The organism is Pseudomonas sputi (assembly GCF_021603585.1).
Taxonomy (GTDB): Bacteria; Pseudomonadota; Gammaproteobacteria; order Pseudomonadales; family Pseudomonadaceae; genus Aquipseudomonas; species Aquipseudomonas sputi.
Genome location: NZ_BQHI01000006.1, coordinates 148,172 through 167,570 on the forward strand (window position 1 = coordinate 148,172; position 19,399 = coordinate 167,570).

17 protein-coding genes are annotated in these 19,399 nt (G+C 59.4%); 10 read left to right on the top strand and 7 right to left on the bottom strand.

Going from position 1 to position 19,399, the window contains the following annotated elements; all coding sequences use genetic code 11:
* Positions 1-64: 64 nt before the first annotated feature.
* Positions 65-586 carry a lactoylglutathione lyase gene (gene gloA, locus L6D81_RS11090; RefSeq protein WP_065260490.1) on the bottom strand — a complete coding sequence of 174 codons (522 nt, stop codon included), beginning with the start codon at positions 584-586 and terminating at the stop codon, positions 65-67.
* Between the two features lie 142 nt (positions 587-728).
* On the opposite strand from gloA, the gene L6D81_RS11095 reads away from it, so the two are divergent.
* Positions 729-1,247 (top strand): DUF4946 domain-containing protein, encoded by a 519-nt coding sequence (locus L6D81_RS11095; RefSeq protein WP_236179079.1) that lies wholly within the window; start codon positions 729-731, stop codon positions 1,245-1,247.
* Between the two features lie 209 nt (positions 1,248-1,456).
* Here the strand turns inward: L6D81_RS11095 and L6D81_RS11100 are convergent, their stop codons facing one another.
* A complete protein-coding gene (locus tag L6D81_RS11100; RefSeq protein WP_064381416.1) occupies positions 1,457-1,822 on the bottom strand; it encodes a histone-like nucleoid-structuring protein, MvaT/MvaU family in 366 nt (121 codons plus the stop codon).
* A gap of 234 nt (positions 1,823-2,056) precedes the next feature.
* Positions 2,057-3,592, bottom strand: a complete 1,536-nt coding sequence (locus L6D81_RS11105; protein WP_236179080.1) for an EAL domain-containing protein — start codon at positions 3,590-3,592, stop codon at positions 2,057-2,059.
* Between the two features lie 482 nt (positions 3,593-4,074).
* Between L6D81_RS11105 and hppD the strand changes: the two genes are divergently transcribed.
* Positions 4,075-5,151 carry a 4-hydroxyphenylpyruvate dioxygenase gene (gene hppD / locus L6D81_RS11110; protein ID WP_007958955.1) on the top strand — a complete coding sequence of 359 codons (1,077 nt, stop codon included), beginning with the start codon at positions 4,075-4,077 and terminating at the stop codon, positions 5,149-5,151.
* Between the two features lie 60 nt (positions 5,152-5,211).
* On the opposite strand, the gene rarD is transcribed toward hppD, so the two are convergent.
* Entirely contained in the window at positions 5,212-6,093 is an 882-nt protein-coding gene (rarD, locus tag L6D81_RS11115) for an EamA family transporter RarD (protein WP_236179081.1), read from the bottom strand.
* 139 nt (positions 6,094-6,232) lie between these two features.
* Positions 6,233-7,246 carry an aldo/keto reductase gene (locus tag L6D81_RS11120; RefSeq protein ID WP_236179082.1) on the bottom strand — a complete coding sequence of 338 codons (1,014 nt, stop codon included), beginning with the start codon at positions 7,244-7,246 and terminating at the stop codon, positions 6,233-6,235.
* Positions 7,247-7,473: 227 nt separating this feature from the next.
* Between L6D81_RS11120 and L6D81_RS11125 the strand changes: the two genes are divergently transcribed.
* Complete coding sequence (locus tag L6D81_RS11125) at positions 7,474-9,420, top strand: hypothetical protein (RefSeq protein WP_236179083.1); 1,947 nt, start codon at positions 7,474-7,476, stop codon at positions 9,418-9,420.
* A gap of 135 nt (positions 9,421-9,555) precedes the next feature.
* On the opposite strand, the gene L6D81_RS11130 is transcribed toward L6D81_RS11125, so the two are convergent.
* Positions 9,556-10,455 carry a LysR family transcriptional regulator gene (locus tag L6D81_RS11130; RefSeq protein WP_236179085.1) on the bottom strand — a complete coding sequence of 300 codons (900 nt, stop codon included), beginning with the start codon at positions 10,453-10,455 and terminating at the stop codon, positions 9,556-9,558.
* A gap of 99 nt (positions 10,456-10,554) precedes the next feature.
* Here L6D81_RS11130 and L6D81_RS11135 point away from each other — a divergent pair, with 99 nt between their 5' ends.
* The 3 genes from L6D81_RS11135 to L6D81_RS11145 all read left to right on the top strand — a co-directional run bounded on the left by L6D81_RS11135 (position 10,555) and on the right by L6D81_RS11145 (position 12,380).
* Positions 10,555-11,259 carry an SDR family oxidoreductase gene (locus L6D81_RS11135; RefSeq protein WP_236179092.1) on the top strand — a complete coding sequence of 235 codons (705 nt, stop codon included), beginning with the start codon at positions 10,555-10,557 and terminating at the stop codon, positions 11,257-11,259.
* Positions 11,256-11,618, top strand: coding sequence for a VOC family protein (locus L6D81_RS11140; protein WP_236179100.1), 363 nt, complete (start codon positions 11,256-11,258; stop codon positions 11,616-11,618). Before L6D81_RS11135 ends, L6D81_RS11140 begins: the two co-directional genes overlap by 4 nt.
* A 390-nt stretch (positions 11,619-12,008) precedes the next feature.
* The gene (locus tag L6D81_RS11145) at positions 12,009-12,380 is read left to right on the top strand and encodes a DUF6124 family protein (RefSeq protein ID WP_236179102.1); all 372 of its coding nucleotides are present in this window, start codon (positions 12,009-12,011) and stop codon (positions 12,378-12,380) included.
* 82 nt (positions 12,381-12,462) lie between these two features.
* On the opposite strand, the gene L6D81_RS11150 is transcribed toward L6D81_RS11145, so the two are convergent.
* The gene (locus L6D81_RS11150; RefSeq protein WP_236179122.1) at positions 12,463-13,773 is read right to left on the bottom strand and encodes an MFS transporter; all 1,311 of its coding nucleotides are present in this window, start codon (positions 13,771-13,773) and stop codon (positions 12,463-12,465) included.
* A gap of 171 nt (positions 13,774-13,944) precedes the next feature.
* Here L6D81_RS11150 and L6D81_RS11155 point away from each other — a divergent pair, with 171 nt between their 5' ends.
* The 4 genes from L6D81_RS11155 to L6D81_RS11170 all read left to right on the top strand — a co-directional run bounded on the left by L6D81_RS11155 (position 13,945) and on the right by L6D81_RS11170 (position 19,377).
* Positions 13,945-15,069, top strand: a complete 1,125-nt coding sequence (locus tag L6D81_RS11155; protein WP_236179124.1) for a sugar diacid recognition domain-containing protein — start codon at positions 13,945-13,947, stop codon at positions 15,067-15,069.
* Between the two features lie 91 nt (positions 15,070-15,160).
* Positions 15,161-16,300, top strand: coding sequence for a glycerate kinase (locus L6D81_RS11160; RefSeq protein ID WP_236179126.1), 1,140 nt, complete (start codon positions 15,161-15,163; stop codon positions 16,298-16,300).
* A 222-nt stretch (positions 16,301-16,522) separates the two neighbouring features.
* Positions 16,523-18,148 (top strand): methyl-accepting chemotaxis protein, encoded by a 1,626-nt coding sequence (locus L6D81_RS11165; RefSeq protein ID WP_236179128.1) that lies wholly within the window; start codon positions 16,523-16,525, stop codon positions 18,146-18,148.
* 41 nt (positions 18,149-18,189) lie between these two features.
* On the top strand, positions 18,190-19,377 hold the full coding sequence (locus L6D81_RS11170; protein ID WP_236179130.1) for a pyridoxal phosphate-dependent aminotransferase: 1,188 nt from the start codon (positions 18,190-18,192) through the stop codon (positions 19,375-19,377).
* Positions 19,378-19,399: the final 22 nt, after the last annotated feature.

Genomic DNA, 19,399 nt, shown 5'->3' on the forward strand with positions numbered 1-19,399 from the left:
GAAAAACCCCATCAGCAATGATGGGGTTTTTTCTTTGCGGGGTGTTTTCTACCCAGGTTCAGCTTTACAGCGGCGCCGGCTGGATGATTTCAACCCAGTAGCCATCCGGGTCCTTGATGAACGCCAGGCTCTTCATGCGGCCATCGGTCAGGCGCTTCTGGAAGTCGCAGCCCAGCTCTTCGAAGCGTGCGCACGCCGCAACGATGTCCGGTACCGAAATGCAGATATGACCAAAACCGCGCGGGTCGGTGTTGCCGTTGTGGTAGGCGAAGTCCGCGTCGTTTTCGGTGCCGTGGTTGTGGGTCAGTTCCAGAATGCCGGGAATCGATTTCATCCACTCGGTGCGCGCAGCGGCGTCGGCCGGGATCTGCGATTTGTCGACCAGGGCGAGGAAATACAGGCTGAATTCCGCTTCCGGAAAATCACGCTTCTCGACCAGCGAGAAACCCAGTACGCGGGTGTAGAAATCCAGCGACTTGGTGATGTCTTTGACGCGCAGCATGGTGTGGTTGAACACGAAGTTGCGGGTTGCGCTGTCCGGGGTGGCAGTGACGCCAGGAAAGGTGTTCAGTTCTTGCAGGCTCATGGGCCCTCCGTAACAAATTGGGGCGAGTGAATGCGCGCAATGATACGCATGCCTTGCGGCATCGCCAAACCGAAAGCGCGGGCTTGCCCTGCGGGCGGGCCGGCCTCAGACTTTACGGCTTAATCCGCGAGTGCCTCTGGTAATGATCCGACCGTTCAAATCGCTGTTCGTTTTCCTGGGTTTTTCCCTGCTGGCCTTGCCGGCCTTTGCCGAGGCGCCAAGCATCACTTGGCCCGCCGGCTGGGAAGTCGAGGCGTTGCCCGAAACCTCCCCTGAAGTCTCCCGTCAGCGCGCAGTGAAGACTGATGCCGATGGCAATCAGGTGATGGTGATGGAGTTGATGATGACCCACGTGGAAAGTGGTCATCAGGTCAACTTGCAAGGCGTGTTGCTGGAGATGCGCAAGTCGGTGCAGAAAGACTTTTTCCAGAGCGGTTATCAGAGTGTCTGCAACAGGGTTCATGCGAGTACGCTGGGTTCGCTGGCCGCGCTTGAGACCACTTGTACGGTGACTGAAAACGGCCGTCATGTGTTGTCACAAACATTGGTTGCGGCGGTAGAGGCGGATAAGGCGTACGTACTTTCGTATGCCGGGCAGGCGAAGGTTTATAAGGCCAGCGGCGACGACATATTGGCTGTGCGAAACAGCTTGAAATTTTAGTCGTCTGTTCGTGGCCGGCGTGGCGTTAGATACCTGAACTGATTAAGCATAAAGTTAATCGCCGGGTAACGGGGCAACATTCGGAAGCATAGTTTCAGTGCGAGAGGGTTTTGAAACTCAACTTGATCGACAGAAAAATCGTTGCATTTGTTAAATATTGTCCAAAAAAAAGCCCTGCATATGCAGGGCTTTCATGTTTGCGAGGGCGATTAACCGCGCAACCAGGAATCAACGGTGGCTGCACCGTATTGTTCCTTCCAGGCCTTCAGGCCGCGGTGGTTGCCACCCTTGGTCTCGATCAGCTCACCGGTGTGCGGGTTCTGATAGACCTTGACCACGCGAGCGCGGCGGGTTTTAGGTGCGGCGGTCAGTTGCAGACCGGATTTCGCCGGGTTCGGATCGAGAATGGCGATGATGTCTTTCAGGCCTTTGCCGTAGGTTTTCATCAGCCCCTGGAGCTTTTCTTCGAATTCGATTTCTTTCTTGAGCCCGGCATCGTTCTTCAGCGATTCCAGCTGCTTGAGCTGTTCCTGAAGGGCCTTTTCAGCTGCACGAAATTCAGCGAGTCTGGACAATATCTTTACTCCAATAATGTATTTGGCTGATACCAACCGCAAACAAAGCTATAAGCCAAGAGCCTTGAAGCGACTCGGTGATAATGGCTCACCTGCCCATCTTGCAACAGGTAAGAAAAATTGTAGTAGTTAATTCGACAAGAGTAAATCCTGACTTTTTCTTCATGTAACAACAATGCTGTTTTGTATCAATTTGGTGCGGGCTGTCGGCGACGCAGGATTTATCCCGCCAAGTTAATGATGAGTTAATGCTTCGATGAAGTCTGCAGCCGGCATCGGCTTGCCGAAAAGGTAGCCCTGCAGAAAGTTGACATGGTGGGCGGCCAGATAATCACACTGGGCCTGCGTTTCCACACCTTCGGCCACAATGCCCAAATCCAGTTTGGTGGAGAGTTCGATGATGGTGTCCAGAATGTGCCGGGACAGGGCGTCTGTATCGATCATGGCCACGAATGTCTGGTCGATCTTGAGGAAGTCCACATTGAAGGTTCTCAAGTAGCCAAGGCTTGAATGGCCAGTCCCAAAGTCGTCAATCGCGATCTTCACGCCCATTGCGCGCAGCTGTGCGAACAGTTGATGGGTAATGGCGGTCGGCTCGATCAGCTCGCGTTCGGTCAGCTCCAGGACCAGAGTGATGCTGCCAGGCTGAAAAGCTGACAAAAACTCACGGCAATCCTCAAGCAGCTCAAAATCGCGGCAGTGACTGGCGGTGATGTTGATGCCAATGTGGAAAGGCGCCTCGAAGGTCGATGACAGCGGCCCGAGTATGGCAGCGGTCTGCTGCATCAAGGTGCGGGTCATCGGCACGATCAGCCCGGAATGTTCGGCAAACGGTATGAACAGGTCCGGACGCACCAGCCCTTCCTTGGGATGGTTCCAGCGCATCAGCACTTCTGCGCCCGACCACCGTTTGCTGTCGCCGTGCACCACCGGTTGAAAGTACGGAATGAACTCTCCGGCTTCCAATGCCCGAAGCATTTCCTGACTGGGCGACGTCGAGCGCTTCTGCAAGGTGTAGCCGATCGCGCCCGATACGGCACCAAAGAACATCAGCAGGCTGAACAGCGGCGGATACTCCTCTTTCATGTAGCGCCAGGTTTCTCCTGCCGGAAAAGCGGCTGTTACCGAGAACGCATAGCGCGATGAGTGCAAGGTACTTTGTGCAACCGGCAGCGCGGGCAGGGCGCCTTGATGCACTTTGCCGTCGGCGCTGAGCCAGTTGTTGCCGACTTGCAGAAACAACAGCGTGTGCCGGCCGATCAGGCGCAGGATGTTGCTCAGGTGATAGCCGTCCAGTGTGGTCAGCGCACCACCGCGGCCCTCGCTCAGGCGATACACCAGCAGCGCGCTCTCGGGCGTGACCGGGTTGCCGTTCATGAGCCACAACTTGCCCTTTGCGTAGTCGCCCGGATTCACGGTTTCCTTGAAGTCGCCGAACAGCGAACTGCAATAGAGATTGTCGTCCCACACCAGATTGGTCGAGCGTACGAACGGACGCCGGGTGACTTGTTCGCGCAAGGCCAGTTTGACGGTCTCGCAGGTCTGGCCGGCCAAAGGCAACAATTCGCGGGCGGCCTGGGCAGTGTTGTCGAGCATCAGTTCGAACTGGCGCAGGGCTTCATCGGCGGTGTGCTGCGAACTCTGTTGAAGGGCGCGTCCGGCCTGCATATAGAGAATGACGCTGCCGAGTACGATCGGCAGCATGCCACACAGCAGTGTCACGATAATCCGGGTACTGCGCTTGCGGCGGGGCCTGACGGTCAGTGGCATGAGCGCATCCTGTCGCGATGGAGTGGGGCTCTCGATTGCAGGCCAAGCGTGCGCGCAGAGCCCAAGGTCTGAGCCCATGATAGATGGCCAATGACGCCTGCGCCGCTCGGTGGTAATTCAGCCGTGTCGCCAACTGAAAGAACGCTGGCCATGTGCCTGGGCGGTGTGCTGACTCCGGGGGCATCTGGCGGTGTAACAAAGCCCTTGCACCGGGCCGAAAAAAGCGGATTTTATAGAGAGGGCAGACAACCCGTTTTACGCTGTGTAGAATCCGGTTACGCATACAATAATAATCGTCTTCTGGCAGCAGAAGCCTCGCCCGCAAGAGCCTTGGGTCGACAATGAAGATATTCGGGTTTCAACTGATCTACGGTGACTTCCTCGCCCGCAGTGTGCGTGGCATCTCCTGTGCGCCGCCCGCCGGTCTCAGCATTACTGACAAATAACTCTGGTTAATTGATAAGAATGATGAGGCGCCTACCATGGCAGATTTATACGAAAACCCTATGGGCCTGATGGGCTTCGAGTTCATCGAGTTCGCATCGCCGACCCCCGGCACCCTGGAGCCGATCTTCGAGATCATGGGCTTCACCAAGGTCGCGACCCACCGCTCCAAGAACGTGCACCTGTATCGCCAGGGCGCAATCAACCTGATCCTCAACAACGAACCGCACAGTGTGGCCTCGTACTTCGCGGCCGAACACGGCCCGTCGGTGTGTGGCATGGCATTCCGGGTCAAGGATTCGCAGAAGGCCTACAACCGCGCGCTGGAACTCGGCGCCCAGCCGATCCACATCGAAACCGGCCCGATGGAACTGAACCTGCCGGCGATCAAAGGCATTGGCGGCGCGCCGCTGTACCTGATCGACCGTTTCGGCGAAGGCAGCTCGATCTATGACATCGACTTCGTATTCCTTGAAGGCGTTGACCGCAATCCGGTCGGTGCCGGCCTGAAGATCATCGACCACCTGACCCACAACGTGTATCGCGGTCGCATGGCCTACTGGGCGAACTTCTACGAGAAGCTGTTCAACTTCCGCGAGATCCGTTACTTCGACATCAAGGGCGAATACACCGGCCTGACCTCGAAAGCGATGACCGCGCCGGACGGCATGATCCGCATCCCGCTCAACGAAGAATCGTCGAAGGGCGCCGGGCAGATCGAAGAGTTCCTGATGCAGTTCAACGGCGAGGGTATCCAGCACGTAGCCTTCCTCACCGACGACCTGGTCAAGACCTGGGATCAGTTGAAAAAGATCGGCATGCGCTTCATGACCGCGCCGCCGGACACCTACTACGAAATGCTCGAAGGCCGTCTGCCGAACCACGGCGAGCCGGTCGATCAACTGCAGTCGCGCGGCATCCTGCTCGACGGTGCTTCGGATAAAGAAGACAAGCGTCTGCTGCTGCAGATCTTCTCGGAAACCCTGATGGGTCCGGTGTTCTTCGAATTCATCCAGCGCAAGGGTGACGATGGTTTCGGCGAAGGCAACTTCAAGGCGCTGTTCGAATCGATCGAGCGTGATCAGGTGCGTCGTGGCGTGCTCGCTACCGAGTAATCTGCAGATGTAAAAAAGCCCGGCCTGCAACGTTGCAGGCCGGGCTTTTTGTTGGGCGTCTTACGGGCGCCGATGGCGCGTCAGATGCTTGAACCCTTCAAACATCAGCACCACCACTGCCAGCCAGATCGGGATGTAGGTCAGCCACTCACCGGGTTTGATGCTCTCGCCGAGCAGCAGCGCCACTCCGAGCAGCAATACTGGCTCGACGTAACTGAGCAAACCGAACAGGCTGAACGGCAGCAGGCGACTGGCAATGATGTACACCACCAGCGCCGACGCACTGATCAGGCCGAGCAGCGGAATCAGCCACGTCAGCGCCGGGTATTGATCGAACACGCCGAAACCCTGTTCGCCGCCGCGCACAAACCAGTACGCCACCGGCAGCATCAGCGTCATGTCGACCCACAAACCGCCAAGGTTGTCCGACTTCAGGTATTTGCGCAGCACAAAGTACAGCGGGTAACCGACGACGACCACCAGCGTCGCCCAGGAAAATCCGCCAACCTGATACAACTCGTTCAACACGCCGAGGCTGGCAAAGAACACCGCGACTTTTTGCAGGTACGACAGGCTTTCGCCATAAGCGATGCGTCCGGTCAGCACCATCGCCAGCGGCAACAGGAAGTAGCCCAGCGACACATCGAGGCTGTAGCCGTTGAGCGGCGCCCACATGAACAGCCACAACTGCACACCCAGCAACGCTGACGAGAGGACCAGGCCACCGATCAGCTTCGGGAGCGCAGGAACCCGACGCAGCAGCTCCAGCACCCGCCGCCATTCGCCGGACAACAACATGAACACGGTCATGCAGGGCACGGTCAGCAACATCCGCCAACCGAATATCTCCACGCCGCTCAATGGGGTGAGCAACGAGGTGTAGTAATACATGACGGCAAACAGCGTCGATGCTGTCACCGATAGAGCAATGCCTTTAGACAAACTGTCCTCGCGGGGGTGATGGGCAAACGAGGCGCGCAGGATACGTGGTTTTTGTGCTGAATATTGGCCGAGTGATCAATATTTCCAACATTCGACCCAGGTCCCGTGAGAGCGGAGACCTGGGTCGAAGCATAGGTGCTTAAGCCTGATGCAGCTTGCGCCCCGACACAAAATGGCTCACGTCATTAAACCCCGGCGTAGACGCATGCCCCGGCGTCACCAGCGAATCGATAAACGCTTCATCCTCCGCGGTAATCTTCACCGTCTGCGCCTTGGTGTAAGCATCCCACTGCTCTTCCGTGCGCGGCCCGACAATCGCCGAGGTCACCGCGCCATTGTTCAGCACCCAGGCAATCGCAAACTCGACAATTCCGACCCCACGCTCTTTCGTGTATTGCTGAATCTGCTGGGCAATGCGCAGCGACTCCACGCGCCATTCGGTTTCCAGAATCCGCTTGTCCTGACGCCCGGCGCGGCTGTTGGCGTCCGGGGTTACGTCCGGTGCGTACTTGCCGCTGAGCACGCCACGGGCCAGCGGGCTGTAAGGCACCACGCCGAGGCCGTAAGTCTGGGCAGCTGTGATCTGTTCGGTTTCAGCCTGACGGTTGACGATGTTGTACAGCGGCTGGCTGATGACCGGGCGATCGACCCCGAGCTTGTCCGCCACGCGAATCACCTCGGCAATCCGCCAGCCGCGATAGTTCGACAGGCCCCAATAGCGGATCTTGCCTTGGCGAATCAGATCGCCAATCGCCGAGATCGTCACCTCCAGCGGGGTGTTGTGGTCTTCGCGGTGCAGGTAATAGATGTCGAGGTAGTCGGTGCCGAGCCGGGTCAGGCTGGCTTCCAGACCATTGAAGAGGTGCTTGCGGCTCAGGCCGCTGCGGTTCGGCATGCCGTCCACCGGGCCGAAACCGACCTTGGTCGCCAGCACCCATTCATGTCGATGACGGGCGATGGCCTCGCCGACGATCTCTTCCGAGCGGCCATTGGTGTAGACGTCAGCCGTGTCGATGAAATTGATGCCCTGATCCCAGGCCTTGTCGATGATGCGCAGCGAATCCTCTGCGCTGGTCTGCTCGCCGAACATCATCGTGCCGAGGGTGAGGGTGGACACCTGCAACCCCGAGTGACCCAGTGTGCGATAGCTCATGCCGAAATCCTTTTGTCGGTGGGAAAGCCTTCATCAAATACCAGAAGCGCCGGGCGCGGCAAAGTGAATTTATCCAGCAGAAACCCCGCAGTATCTGGCGCAACGTCTACCGCTCATCGCCACTGTCAGATCTGACAGTAGGCAATTTCCGTGTGAATAGCGCCTGATCTGCTCTGACGGTGCGAGCAAAAAATACCGGCGCCTTTCGTGAAATCAGGAGCGTTCTCATGGCCACTGTACCGATTGTTCAAGGGTTGACTGCGGGTGACGAAGTCAATCTCTACGCGCCTCGGTTGCCCGACGGCAAGGAAAATGTGGCGGGTGCGGATTATGGTCTTGCCATTCGTTTTTATGAGGAGAAACCTCTGGGGGCCACGGTGATTGTTCCAGCCTTGCTGGGCCAGGAGCCCAACATGACGGTGTTTCTGAATCTGAACGGTGTGGACAAAATCACCAGTGAACGGACCGAGTCCGCTACGTCTGCGACCACGCTGTACATTGCCCACAATCTGCTGCTTCCCGATCGGCTGAATACCCTGAACTACACGGCCCGGCGCCTTGACAGTAGCGAGGAGACTTATGAACCGCCCATTACCATCAAATACAACGAGATTCGTCCAGGCATCGAAGACAAGATCAAAGGGGATGAAGGGCATTCCGAGCTTCGACTCATCCTGCCGCAAGACGTGATTGACGACGGCATCGATGCCGACCGCGCGGCGCAGGGTGTTCAGGCTTACTGCCAGTACCCGTATTGCCGGCCATTCGACAAAATCTCGCTGCACTGCAACGGCCATGTAATAACTCATGTGGTCCATCCGGATGAGGCGCCCCCCACGCCCACCGACGAGCCGACCGCCATCGGGATACGGCTCGATCAAGCTTTTTTTGAAGCCGCTGGCGACAGTCTGCAATCCGTCTTTTACTTTACGGTCGAGGACGAACTCACCAACGGGGCGGACCCGACCTCGCCCTGGTCGAAACCGATCCGTGTGGTGATTGACCTGAAGGGCACCCGTTTGGCCGCCCCCAACCTTGCCGAAGATCCGAACGATCCCCACGACGATCCGGACACCATCGACTGGAATAAGCTTGGCGCTCGGGATCTGACGGTCGAGGTGCATGTTTTTGATCCGGTCTGGAAAATCAACGACAAAGTAAAGGTGAAGTACACAGCGACGCCAAGTACCGGGAGCGTGGTCGAACATGATACTGAGGTTACGGTCACAAGACTTCCTTTTACCCAACTTTTGATGATTCCCAATGCCAAGGTCATTGCCGATAGCAAGGTCAAAGTGCTTTATGAGCAGGTCCGGGGAGGCATTGTTACTGCAACCTCAAAAAATGCCCGGGCATTGGTCATTCAGAAACCCGTAATTACTTCGATAAAGAACTCGTTCAACAAGGAATTGGCGAGTGGCGGGACTGTTTCCGATAATAAAGTCATGCTGTCGGGGTCTGCTTTGAAGGGGCTGGTGTTGCAAATTCTTGTTGGGGGCGCGGTCAAAGATGAAGTCACAGTCGGAACGAATTACAAGTGGCAAAGCAAGTTCATATCGATAGCGGTAGGATCACACCGTTTTACTGTGAAGGAAAAAGCCGGGGATCGACTTGAGTCCGATCCTTGGGATATTGAGCGGTTGGCGCTCTATATTGTTCCGACCATGATGATGCTGGACGGGTTTTCGGTGAAGATTCCGGGATGGCCGAAAACCGGGTTGGACTCGATTGGCAATACGGGTGTTCGGGTTCCGAGCGGTGGTGTTCCACCGTACAAATATGCCTCATCTCACCCGCTCACAGTACCCGTGACCCAGGATGGTAAAGTTACAGGACTCAAGAGCGATACAGCCACAATCTATGTTGAGGATGCAGAAGGCACGACAGTGAATTATCGGGCGGCTGTCACCAACGTGCATGAACTGCATATAAGTCCCACGCCACTTCGTGTCGAAGCATCGGTTGACTGGATGAACTCTTTTGGGGGGGCGACAACGTATAATTATGATTTTATAAGAGACATACTTCGTGTCTATCGGGTCCCGGCTCGAAGCAGTCTTGTTTGGACTTGCTACTTTGATGGAAGGTTTGGTGCTGCAATCTATCCAGATAATCGTTTGATAGTAGTTATAACAAGTGCTTCGTTTGAGTCATGGTGCTTGAAGCAAATCTAACACCTGCCACGCGAAGGATGTGTGAATCGGTACGATTTTTATTGGTATCCGTTCAATCCTTGGAAATCCATGGATTGAACGGTCAACCTGATAATCCCGGACCATCATCAGCTTTGTCAGTGCTTTTTAACTTTTTCAGTCACAAAGTCTTTCGCAGCGTTCGCGCAGAAAAGCCTGCAACACCTTCACCCGTTCCGACACCTGCACTCGATGCGGGCACAGCAGATTGAACGGCACGCTCTCGCCCAGCCAGTCATCGAACAGCGTCACCAGCCGCCCGGCACGCACGTCTTCGGCCACGTCGAGCCAGGCCTTGTAGGCGATGCCGTGCCCGGCGAGCGCCCAGCGGCGGGCCACTTCGCCGTCGTCGCTGAGGTAGTCGCCGCGGACTTCGACCTCGACCGTTTCGTCGTCGCGATGGAAACGCCAGGTGTTGTAAGGCCTGCCGTTGCGCAGGTAGAGCAGGGCGCTGTGCTCGCTCAATTCGGCAGGGTTTTGCGGTGTGCCGTGACGCGCCAGATAGTCGGGGCTGGCGCAGGCCACGCGGCGATGGTCCGGCAGAATCGGCAACGCCACCAGCGTTGAATCACTCGGCACACCGAAGCGCAGCGCCACATCGACCGTCTCGCGAAACAGATCCGCATGCCGGTCGTTGAGCAGCAATTGCAGTTGAATGTGCGGGTGCTGGCGCTTGAAGTCGTCCAGCCACGGCAGCAGCACATTGCGCCCGAAGTCCGACGGCGCTGCCAGTTGCAGCACGCCGCTCAAGCCTTCGGTCTGCTGTTTCAGCGCCTGTTCGCCCTCGGCCAGGGTCGCCAATGCCAGACGCACGCTTTCCAGATAGCGCCGGCCTTCTTCGGTCAGGCGCATGCTGCGGGTCGAGCGGGCGAAGAGTCGGATGCCGAGACGGGTTTCCAGACGTTTCAGCGCGATGCTGGCGGCGGCCGGTGTCAGCTCCAGCGCCCGGGCGGCGGCGGAAATGCTGCCGGAATCGGCGGTGCGGACGAAGATCTCAAGATCCAGAATCGAGCTCATTGGTAAAAATCCTTTAAAGATCCTTCCGATTTACCGGGATTTTTCTGCGATTGGCAACGGGGGAAGATGCAATCTCCTCAAGCCCACCGGAGCACTCCCATGAAACCATTCGACAACCAGACTGTAGTGGTCATCGGCGGCAGCAGCGGCATTGGCGCTGCTGTGGCGTCGAACGCCGCGGAACGTGGCGCCCGCGTTTATTCGGTTGGGCGCCGTGCTGAAACGTCCGAAACTCACGAAGGTATCCGCCACGAGTCAGCCGATGTCACCGATGAGGCCTCGCTGCTTCAACTGTTCAAGCGCATTGGCGCCTTCGATCATCTGGTGATCACCGCCGGGCCGAGCGTCAGCGCCAAGCCGCTGGCCGACAGCGATCTGCTCCAGGCGCAGCAGGCGTTCGACGTGAAATTCTGGGGCACCTTGCGCGCGATTCAATCGGCGCTGCCGTACCTGAGCGAGCGGGGCAGCATCACCCTGACGTCGGGTTTGTTGTCGCGCAAATTCGTCGCGGGGCAATTCATCAAGACCACGATGAATGCGGCGCTTGAATCACTGGCCAAACAACTGGCCAAGGAGCTGGCGCCGCGTCGGGTCAACGTCATCAGCCCCGGCGTGACCGACACCGAAGCCTACGCCGGCATGGACGAAAGCCAGCGCCGCGCGATGTTCGCCCGCACCTCGGCGGCGCTGCCGGTGGGCCGGGTCGGCACGCCGCAGGACCTGGCCGCCGCGTTTATGCTGGTCATGGAGAACGGCTTTATCAGTGGCAGCATCATCGACGTCGACGGAGGTGGATTGTTATGACCTGGCACTTCGATCACATGGCATTCAATGCGCCGGACGGGCAACGGATTCAAGAGGCCTTCAATGCCTTGCTGGGATTGACGCCGGGGCGCCGGCCGCCGTTTCCGTTTCCCGGGCGCTGGTTGTATCAGAGTGAGGAGGCGTTGGTGCATGTGATCGAGCAACCCGTTTTGGAAGAGGCTGTTTTGAGCCACATCGCGTTTCGAACCGATGAAGATGCAGCGGTGGTGTTGCAGCGGGTGCAGGGCAGTGGGTTGCCGTATCAGGTGGCGCAGGTGCCGGAGGATGGGATCTGGCAGATTTTTGTGCAGATGCCGGGGGGAGTGGTTTTGGAACTGGATGCGAAAAGCAGTGCGTGATGCTCGTTCCCACGCGGAGCGTGGGAACGATCTGGAGTGGGGTGTTTAAGTGTGGCGTTTAAAGGACACTTCCAGACACGCACCCCAGGCTACACAACCTTGCGCCGTTGCCTACGACTGCGCCAGAATCCGCCGGCTTGTGCGCTTATGGGCCGGGTTTTATCGTTGTCCCGTCGCTGAATAACAGCGATCGGGTTTGGTAGCCCGGGTCTTTAAGTGCAGAGTGCTCCATTTTGTAGAGTCTTTTGTCTCTGTTTTATGGTGGTCATTCGCAGGGCACCTTCGGGTGCGCCGTTTCTCCTAAGGCCCGGTCTACCAACCTGCGTCTGGCCACCACCATCGTTTGGTAGCGAGTGTGGTGGCGCCAATAAGTGCCTTAGGAGTTTCACCATGATCAAACCAACACCCAACCCACCCGAAGCCGATACCACCTCGCCCTACGAAACCCTCGATTCCAAGAAATTCCACGAAGCCGCCGAACGCGCCCTCGATCACTACCTCAATCCGCTGCTCCCCAGAAAACCGCTGCTCAAACCCAACGCCCGCTACCTCATTGCCCCCGGCATCGACAGCGAAGAACTGCTGGCCGATGCGTGCGAGACCCTGACCTCGGCCAAAACGATGGCCACCGACTTCGCCGGGCTGGTGGACGGCTCGCAGCGGCATGTACTGCTGGGCATTGCGCAACTGATCATGCTGGGTGAACTGGCGGTGAACCGGGCGCTGGATAATCTGGAACTCAAGACTGAAGCGCCTGTGTAGCCTGATCGTTCCCACGCAGAGCGTGGGAACGATCAAACGAAAAACGGCCCGAAAAGGGCCGTTTCTGTATCTCGCCTAATGCTTAAGCCCGCAACGTCCGCGTCATCCGCAACGCCAGCAGACTCCCGCCAACAATCACACCCGCCAGCAGATAAAGCGCCGCATCGGTAGAGCCCGTGCTGTCCTTGACCCAACCCACCAGATAAGGACTGAGGAACCCGGCCATCTGCCCCATCGAGTTGATCAACGCCAACCCACCCGCTGCAGCACCCGCGCTCAACATGGCAGTCGGCACCGGCCAGAACATCGGCAGACCGGTCAAAGCCCCCATGGTCGCGATGGTCAGGCCGAGAATTGCAATCGCCGGATTCGCCGCGAAGTTCACCGCAATCAACAGGCCGACAGCGCCCATCAACATCGGCACCACCAAATGCCAACGACGTTCTTTACGCAAGTCTGCCGAACGCCCGACCATCAGCATAAACACCGCCGCCAGCAAGTAAGGAATCGCACTCAACCAGCCAATCACCAGGTTGTCGCTGAAGCCGAGGTTCTTGATGATCGACGGCAGCCAGAAGTTGATCGCGTACACACCACTCTGGATGCAGAAGTAGATCAGGCCGAAGGCCCAGATGGCCGGGTTCTTGAACACGGCGATCAGCGAATCGGAGGTGGTTTTCGGTTTGTTCGCCAGGTCTTCGGCCTGGTCGGCTTCCAGCACCGAACGCTCGTACGGGGTCAGCCATTTGGCGTTGGCGAAGTTGTCGCTGAGCAGGAAGTAGGCGAGTGCGCCCAACACAACCGTCGGAATGCCTTGCAGCAAAAACATCCACTGCCAGCCCGCGAGGCCACCCTGGCCGGCGGCGAAGTGATTGAGGATCCAGCCGGAAAACGGGCTGCCGAGCAGGCCGGACACCGGGATCGCCGACATGAACAGTGCCATGATCCGGCCACGGCGAAAGGTCGGGAACCACTGTGAGAGGTAGAGCACAACGCCGGGGAAGAACCCGGCTTCGGCCGCGCCGGTGAACAGGCGCAGGGTGTAAAACTGGGTCGGCGTGGTGACGAACAGCAGGCAGGTCGACAGCGTGCCCCAGGTGATCATCATCAGCGCAATCCAGCGCCGGGGGCCGAACTTGGTCAGCGCCAGGTTACTCGGCACGCCGCACAGTACGTAGCCGATGAAGAAGATACCGGCACCGAGGCCGTACACGGTTTCGCTGAATTTCAGCGCGTCGAGCATCTGCAATTTGGCAAATCCAACGTTGACCCGGTCGAGGTAGTTGAACAGGTAGCAGATGAAGATGAAGGGGATCAAACGCAGGGTGATGCGTTTGTAGACGGCATTTTTATCGTCAGCGATGGTCTGGGCGGCAGCGGCGCTCTGCGACATGGCGGCTCTCTCTTTATTATGATTTTTTGCGATGCAAAGGGTAACGTTGATCGCCCTGAGAGTCTCGGCCACCTTTGGCCGGATTGTCTTTGTGCCTGAGCACAGGGTTTGCTGCCAGACCCTGTGCGGGTGAACAACCGTCCGCGCCTGTTTTCAAGGATTCCAGCCCCTATGTTCGAACTCGATCACGACCTCGCCCAGGACATCGTCGACCGGGCCATGGCCATTTTGCCGTACAACGTCAACGTCATGGACAGCCAGGGACTGATCCTCGGCAGCGGCGAGCCGGAGCGGATCAACACCCGCCACGAAGGCGCGCAACTGGTGCTGGCCAACGGGCGAGTGGTGGAGATTGACGCGCAGACCGCGGTGCATTTGAAGGGCGTGCAGCCGGGGATCAATCTGCCCCTGCTGCTCGATCAGCGCTTGATCGGCGTGCTTGGCATCACCGGTGAGCCGGAGCAACTGCGCACTTACGCCGAGCTGGTGCGCATGACGGCTGAAATGCTGGTCGGCCAGCGCAACCAGCAATCCGAACAGCAATGGCGGCGACAGCGCTGCGATGACTTGCTCGCGCTGTTGTTGAGCGAGGCGGGGGATTCGCCAAGGTTGATCGACGAGGCCCAGCAACTCGGCCTCAAACCGCAACTGACGCGGGTACCGTATCTGTTCGAGCTGGGCCTGGAGCACGGGCCCGGGCAAACCGCCGAGGCGCTGAGTGCCTGGCTGATGTCGCGCTATCCCGACAGTTGGTGCGTGAGCTCGGCAAAATCGTCGCTGCTGTGGTGCCGTCCGGCGAGTCAGAACGTCGAGCATGATCGGCTGCTGGAAAAACTCGATGGTCTGGGCTGGAACATCCTGCGCATTGCGGTCGGCGGGCAGGCCGATGGGCTGACTGGATTGCGCCGTTGCTACCGGCGGGTCGGCGATCTGCTCGCTTATGGCCGTGAAGTACTGCCGCATTCACGGCTGCTGACCCTTAATCGCTACCGCTTGCCGGTGATGCTCTGGCGCCATCGCAACGACGATGCGCTGGATGAACTGCTCAAACCGTTGCGCAAGGTGATCGCCAAGGACAACAACGGCCAGTTGCTCGCGACCCTGCGCAGCTGGTGCGATCACGACGGGCAGAGCCAGGCTTGTGCCGATGCCTTGGGGATTCACCGCAACAGCCTGCGCTACCGGATGGAGCGGATTGCCGAGTTGAGCGGGGTCGATCCGCTGAAGCTCGACGGGATGCTGGCGTTGTATCTGGGTGTGCAATTGCTGCCGCAGATTGACGATTTGTCGAAATGAACAATAAACGCCTGCGCCACTTGTGCAGCGGACAGGCGTCAACGGGCAAGGCGACTGGCAGCATGAGGGGCATTGGAACTGGAGAATTCGCATGAAAATCGTCATCGCCCCCGATTCGTTCAAGGACAGCCTGAGTGCCCAAGGCGTTGCAGAAGCTATCGCGCTGGGTCTGGCTCAAGTCTGGCCGCAAGCGACTTTGGTCAAATGCCCGATGGCCGACGGTGGCGAAGGCACGGTGGAGTCGATTCTCGCCGCGTGCGAAGGCGAACTGCGCCGCACCCGCGTGCGCGGTCCGTTGGGCGCAGCGGTTGAAGCCGCGTGGGGCTGGCTGCCGCACAACCACACCGCAATCATCGAAATGGCTGAAGCCAGCGGCTTGCAACGGGTGCCGCCGGGGCAGCGTGACGCCTGTATCAGCAGCACGTTCGGCACCGGTGAGCTGATCCGCGCCGCGCTGGATGCCGGCGCGCAACGGGTGATTCTGGCCATTGGCGGCAGCGCCACCAACGACGGCGGCGCCGGCGCCATGCAAGCGTTGGGCGTGAGACTGCTGGATGCCCAAGGGCAAGCTCTGGTGCCGGGCGGTCTGGCGCTGGCGCAACTCGCCCAACTCGATCCAAGCGGACTCGACCCGCGTCTGGCGCAAGTGCGTTTCGACATCGCCGCCGACGTCAACAATCCGCTGTGCGGCCCCCACGGCGCCTCGGCGATCTTCGGCCCGCAGAAGGGCGCATCCCCTGCGCAAGTACAACAACTGGATCAGGCCCTCGCTCATTTCGCCGAATGCTGCGCGCAAGCGCTGGGCAAGGATGTGCGGGATGAGCCGGGCAGCGGTGCTGCGGGCGGATTGGGCTTTGCCGCCAAGGCATTTCTCGGTGCACGGTTCCAGGCCGGTGTCGAAGTGGTCGCGGAACTGGTCGGCCTGGCCGACGCTGTGAAGGGCGCGGATCTGGTGATTACCGGAGAAGGGCGCTTCGATGCCCAGACCCTGCGCGGCAAAACCCCGTTCGGCGTCGCGCGCATCGCCAAGCAACATGGCGTGCCGGTGATCGTCATCGCCGGCACCTTGGGCGAGGGCTATCAGGCACTCTACGATCACGGCATCGACGCCGCATTCGCGGTCACCAGCGGTCCGATGTCCCTCGAACAAGCCTGCGCCGAAGCCCCCCGCCTGCTGCGCGAACGTGCCGCGGATATTGCTCGCGTATGGCGTATGGCAACTCCGGCCTGACCTGTCAGTCATCATCTGAAACAACGGGTGTTTCATCGCTGAAACACCCGCAGCACCGTGAAAAATATTTCATCTTTGCGCGCAAACTTCCTCAAGCCTGGCCGATATAGAAATCAGGCGCACACAAGACTTTCCAAAAAAGTGACGCCGGACTGAAGCCCGCCCAGGGGCCAGTGATCACGGCAGGGACGCTCGTAGTTTCAATTATCCGAGAGTCCTCCTATGTCCTTGCGTAATCTGAATATCGCGCCCCGTGCTTTCCTCGGTTTTGCCTTCATTGCCTTGCTGGTGATCGTGCTCGGTGTGTTCGCCGTCAACCGCATGTCGATCATCCGTCAGGCGTCGCTGGAGATGGAATCGACGCAGTTGCCGAGCGTCACCCAACTCGCCGTGGTCACGGAAAACGTTTTGCGTCTGCGGATCCTCTCGTTCCGCATTCTGGTCAATCGCGAACCGGCGGGGTTGCAGGAAGCGCAGACCCGTATCGGCGTGCTGGTGGACAAGGTGCGTGCTGCCCAGGCCGGCTATGCGGCACTGCCGGCCGGCGAACAAGAGCGCGCTCTGTACCAGACGTTCTCGACGACGCTCGACAATTATCTGCAAGCACAGAATCAGATGATGGAGCTTTCGCGCCAGGACAGGCTCGACGAGATGCGCACCCTGATCAACACGAAAATCAAGGACGGCACCGACAAGATGGGCGAGCAGCTCAACCAGCTGATTGCGATCAATGCCGCTGACGCAAAGACCGCCTCGACCCACGCGGACGAGTATTACAGCAGCGCTATCAGCGGCATCATCGCCGTGGCGGTGATTGCCGCGTTGTTGACCGTGCTGTTGGCCTGGCTGCTGACCCGCAGCATCGTCACGCCGTTGAACCGTGCCGTGGCGGCCGCGCAAACCATCGCCGGCGGCAACCTGACCAGCGTCATCGAAATCGACGGCAAGGACGAACCGGCGCGCCTGCTTGAAGCCCTGGCCGCGATGCAGACCAACCTGCGCAAGACCATCGAGCAGATCGCCGGCTCCGCCACCCAACTGGGCGCCGCCGCCGAAGAGCTGAGCGCCGTGACCGAAGAAGCGTCCCGTGGCCTGCAACAGCAGAACGACGAAATCGAACAGGCGGCCACCGCCGTCAACGAAATGACCGCGGCGGTGGAAGAGGTGGCGCGCAACGCGGTGTCGACCTCCGAAGCCTCGAACCAGTCGACCCACGCCGCCCGCGAAGGTCGCGATCAGGTGGTGAAAACCGTCGACGCGATCCAGACCATGACCCACGACGTGCAGAACACCGCACAGATGATCGAAGGCCTGGCCGAACAGGGGCGCGACATCGGCAAGGTGCTGGACGTGATCCGCGCCATCGCCGAACAGACCAACCTGCTGGCGCTCAACGCTGCCATCGAAGCGGCGCGTGCCGGTGAAGCCGGGCGTGGCTTCGCCGTGGTCGCGGACGAGGTTCGCGCCCTGGCCCATCGCACCGCGCAATCGACCCAGGAAATCGAAAAAATGGTCGCCGGCATCCAGAACGGCACCGGCGAAGCGGTTTCGTCGATGCAGCAAAGCAACCAGCGCACCCAGACCACCCTGGAAATGGCCCGCGCCGCTGGCGTTGCACTGGAGCAGATCACCCAATCGATTCACCAGATCAACGAGCGCAACCTGGTGATCGCCAGCGCCTCGGAAGAACAGGCGCAGGTGTCCCGCGAGGTCGACCGCAACCTGGTCAACATCCGAGACCTGGCCACGCAATCGGCCGCCGGTGCCAACCAGACCAGCGCCGCGACCCACGAACTGTCGCGCCTGGCGGTGGATTTGAATGCGATGGTGGCGCGCTTCGTGATTTGACCTAGGGTGAAGGCTGGAGACCGCGCAATCAGGAGACGTACATGCGCTATTCAGCCTTGACCCAACGAATCGCCGGGGAGGGAGCAGCGGCCTGGCGAATTCACGACCGAGCGCTGGAGCTGCGCGCCGAAGGGATTGATGTGTTGCTGCTGTCGGTGGGTGATCCGGATTTCGATACGCCGCTGCCGATCATCCACGGCGCCATCGACAGCCTGCTGGCAGGCGATACGCATTATTCCGACGTGCGCGGCCGGCTGGAGCTGCGCAGGCTGATCGCCGAGCGCCATCGGCGGCGCAGCGGGCAGGATGTCGATGCCGGACATGTGATCGTGCTGCCCGGCGCGCAATGCGCGGTGTATTCGGTGGCGCAATGTCTGCTGGATCCGGGCGATGAAGTGATCGTCGCCGAACCGATGTACGTGACTTATGAAGGCGTGTTCGGTGCCTGCGGCGCAACCGTGGTGCCCGTGCCGGTGCGTCCGGAAAACGGTTTTCGCGTCGATCCGGCGGATGTCGCGGCGCGGATTACTCAGAAGACTCGGGTCATGTTGCTCAACAGTCCCAACAATCCTTCCGGTGCGAGCCTGTCACTGCTGATCTGGCAGGCGCTGGCGGCGCTGTGCATTCGGCATGACCTGTGGTTGATCAGCGACGAGGTCTACAGCGAATTGTTGTACGAAGGCGAGCACATCAGCCCGGCGAGCCTGCCGGGCATGGCCGAGCGCACCGCGACGATCAACAGCCTGTCCAAATCCCATGCGATGACCGGGTGGCGGATCGGCTGGATGATCGGGCCGAAACCCTTGGCCGAGCATCTGGTGAATCTGTCGTTGAGCATGCTGTTCGGTCTGCCGGATTTCGTGCAGAAAGCGGCGCAGATCGCGCTGGAGAAAGACCTGCCGGAAGTGACGCAGATGCGCGAGGAATACCGCTTGCGCCGGGATCTGGTGTGCGAGCGGTTGTGCGGCTGTCCAGGGTTGTACCCGATCAGACCGGATGGCGGGATGTTCGTGATGGTCGATGTGCGCCAGACCGGGATCGGGGCGCAGGACTTTGCCGAGCGGCTGTTGGAGGGCTATGGGGTTTCGGTGCTGGCAGGGGAAGCGTTCGGGCCCAGTGCAGCGGGGCATATTCGCATCGGGTTGGTGGTGGATCGGGTGAAGCTGGCGGATGCCTGTTCAAGGATTGCCCTGTGCGCTGCGCAGCTTCTGCAAGTGCGCAGCGCCTGACTGTTACGCCTGATCGTTCCCA

Bases quoted from the DNA above. Each gene is read 5' to 3' on its own strand.
- gloA (WP_065260490.1), bottom strand. From the start codon at position 586: ATGAGCCTGCAAGAACTGAACACCTTTCCTGGCGTCACTGCCACCCCG.
- L6D81_RS11095 (WP_236179079.1), top strand. From the start codon at position 729: ATGATCCGACCGTTCAAATCGCTGTTCGTTTTCCTGGGTTTTTCCCTG.
- L6D81_RS11105 (WP_236179080.1), bottom strand. From the start codon at position 3,592: ATGCCACTGACCGTCAGGCCCCGCCGCAAGCGCAGTACCCGGATTATC.
- hppD (WP_007958955.1), top strand. From the start codon at position 4,075: ATGGCAGATTTATACGAAAACCCTATGGGCCTGATGGGCTTCGAGTTC.
- L6D81_RS11120 (WP_236179082.1), bottom strand. From the start codon at position 7,246: ATGAGCTATCGCACACTGGGTCACTCGGGGTTGCAGGTGTCCACCCTC.
- L6D81_RS11125 (WP_236179083.1), top strand. From the start codon at position 7,474: ATGGCCACTGTACCGATTGTTCAAGGGTTGACTGCGGGTGACGAAGTC.
- L6D81_RS11130 (WP_236179085.1), bottom strand. From the start codon at position 10,455: ATGAGCTCGATTCTGGATCTTGAGATCTTCGTCCGCACCGCCGATTCC.
- L6D81_RS11135 (WP_236179092.1), top strand. From the start codon at position 10,555: ATGAAACCATTCGACAACCAGACTGTAGTGGTCATCGGCGGCAGCAGC.
- L6D81_RS11140 (WP_236179100.1), top strand. From the start codon at position 11,256: ATGACCTGGCACTTCGATCACATGGCATTCAATGCGCCGGACGGGCAA.
- L6D81_RS11145 (WP_236179102.1), top strand. From the start codon at position 12,009: ATGATCAAACCAACACCCAACCCACCCGAAGCCGATACCACCTCGCCC.
- L6D81_RS11150 (WP_236179122.1), bottom strand. From the start codon at position 13,773: ATGTCGCAGAGCGCCGCTGCCGCCCAGACCATCGCTGACGATAAAAAT.
- L6D81_RS11155 (WP_236179124.1), top strand. From the start codon at position 13,945: ATGTTCGAACTCGATCACGACCTCGCCCAGGACATCGTCGACCGGGCC.
- L6D81_RS11160 (WP_236179126.1), top strand. From the start codon at position 15,161: ATGAAAATCGTCATCGCCCCCGATTCGTTCAAGGACAGCCTGAGTGCC.
- L6D81_RS11165 (WP_236179128.1), top strand. From the start codon at position 16,523: ATGTCCTTGCGTAATCTGAATATCGCGCCCCGTGCTTTCCTCGGTTTT.
- L6D81_RS11170 (WP_236179130.1), top strand. From the start codon at position 18,190: ATGCGCTATTCAGCCTTGACCCAACGAATCGCCGGGGAGGGAGCAGCG.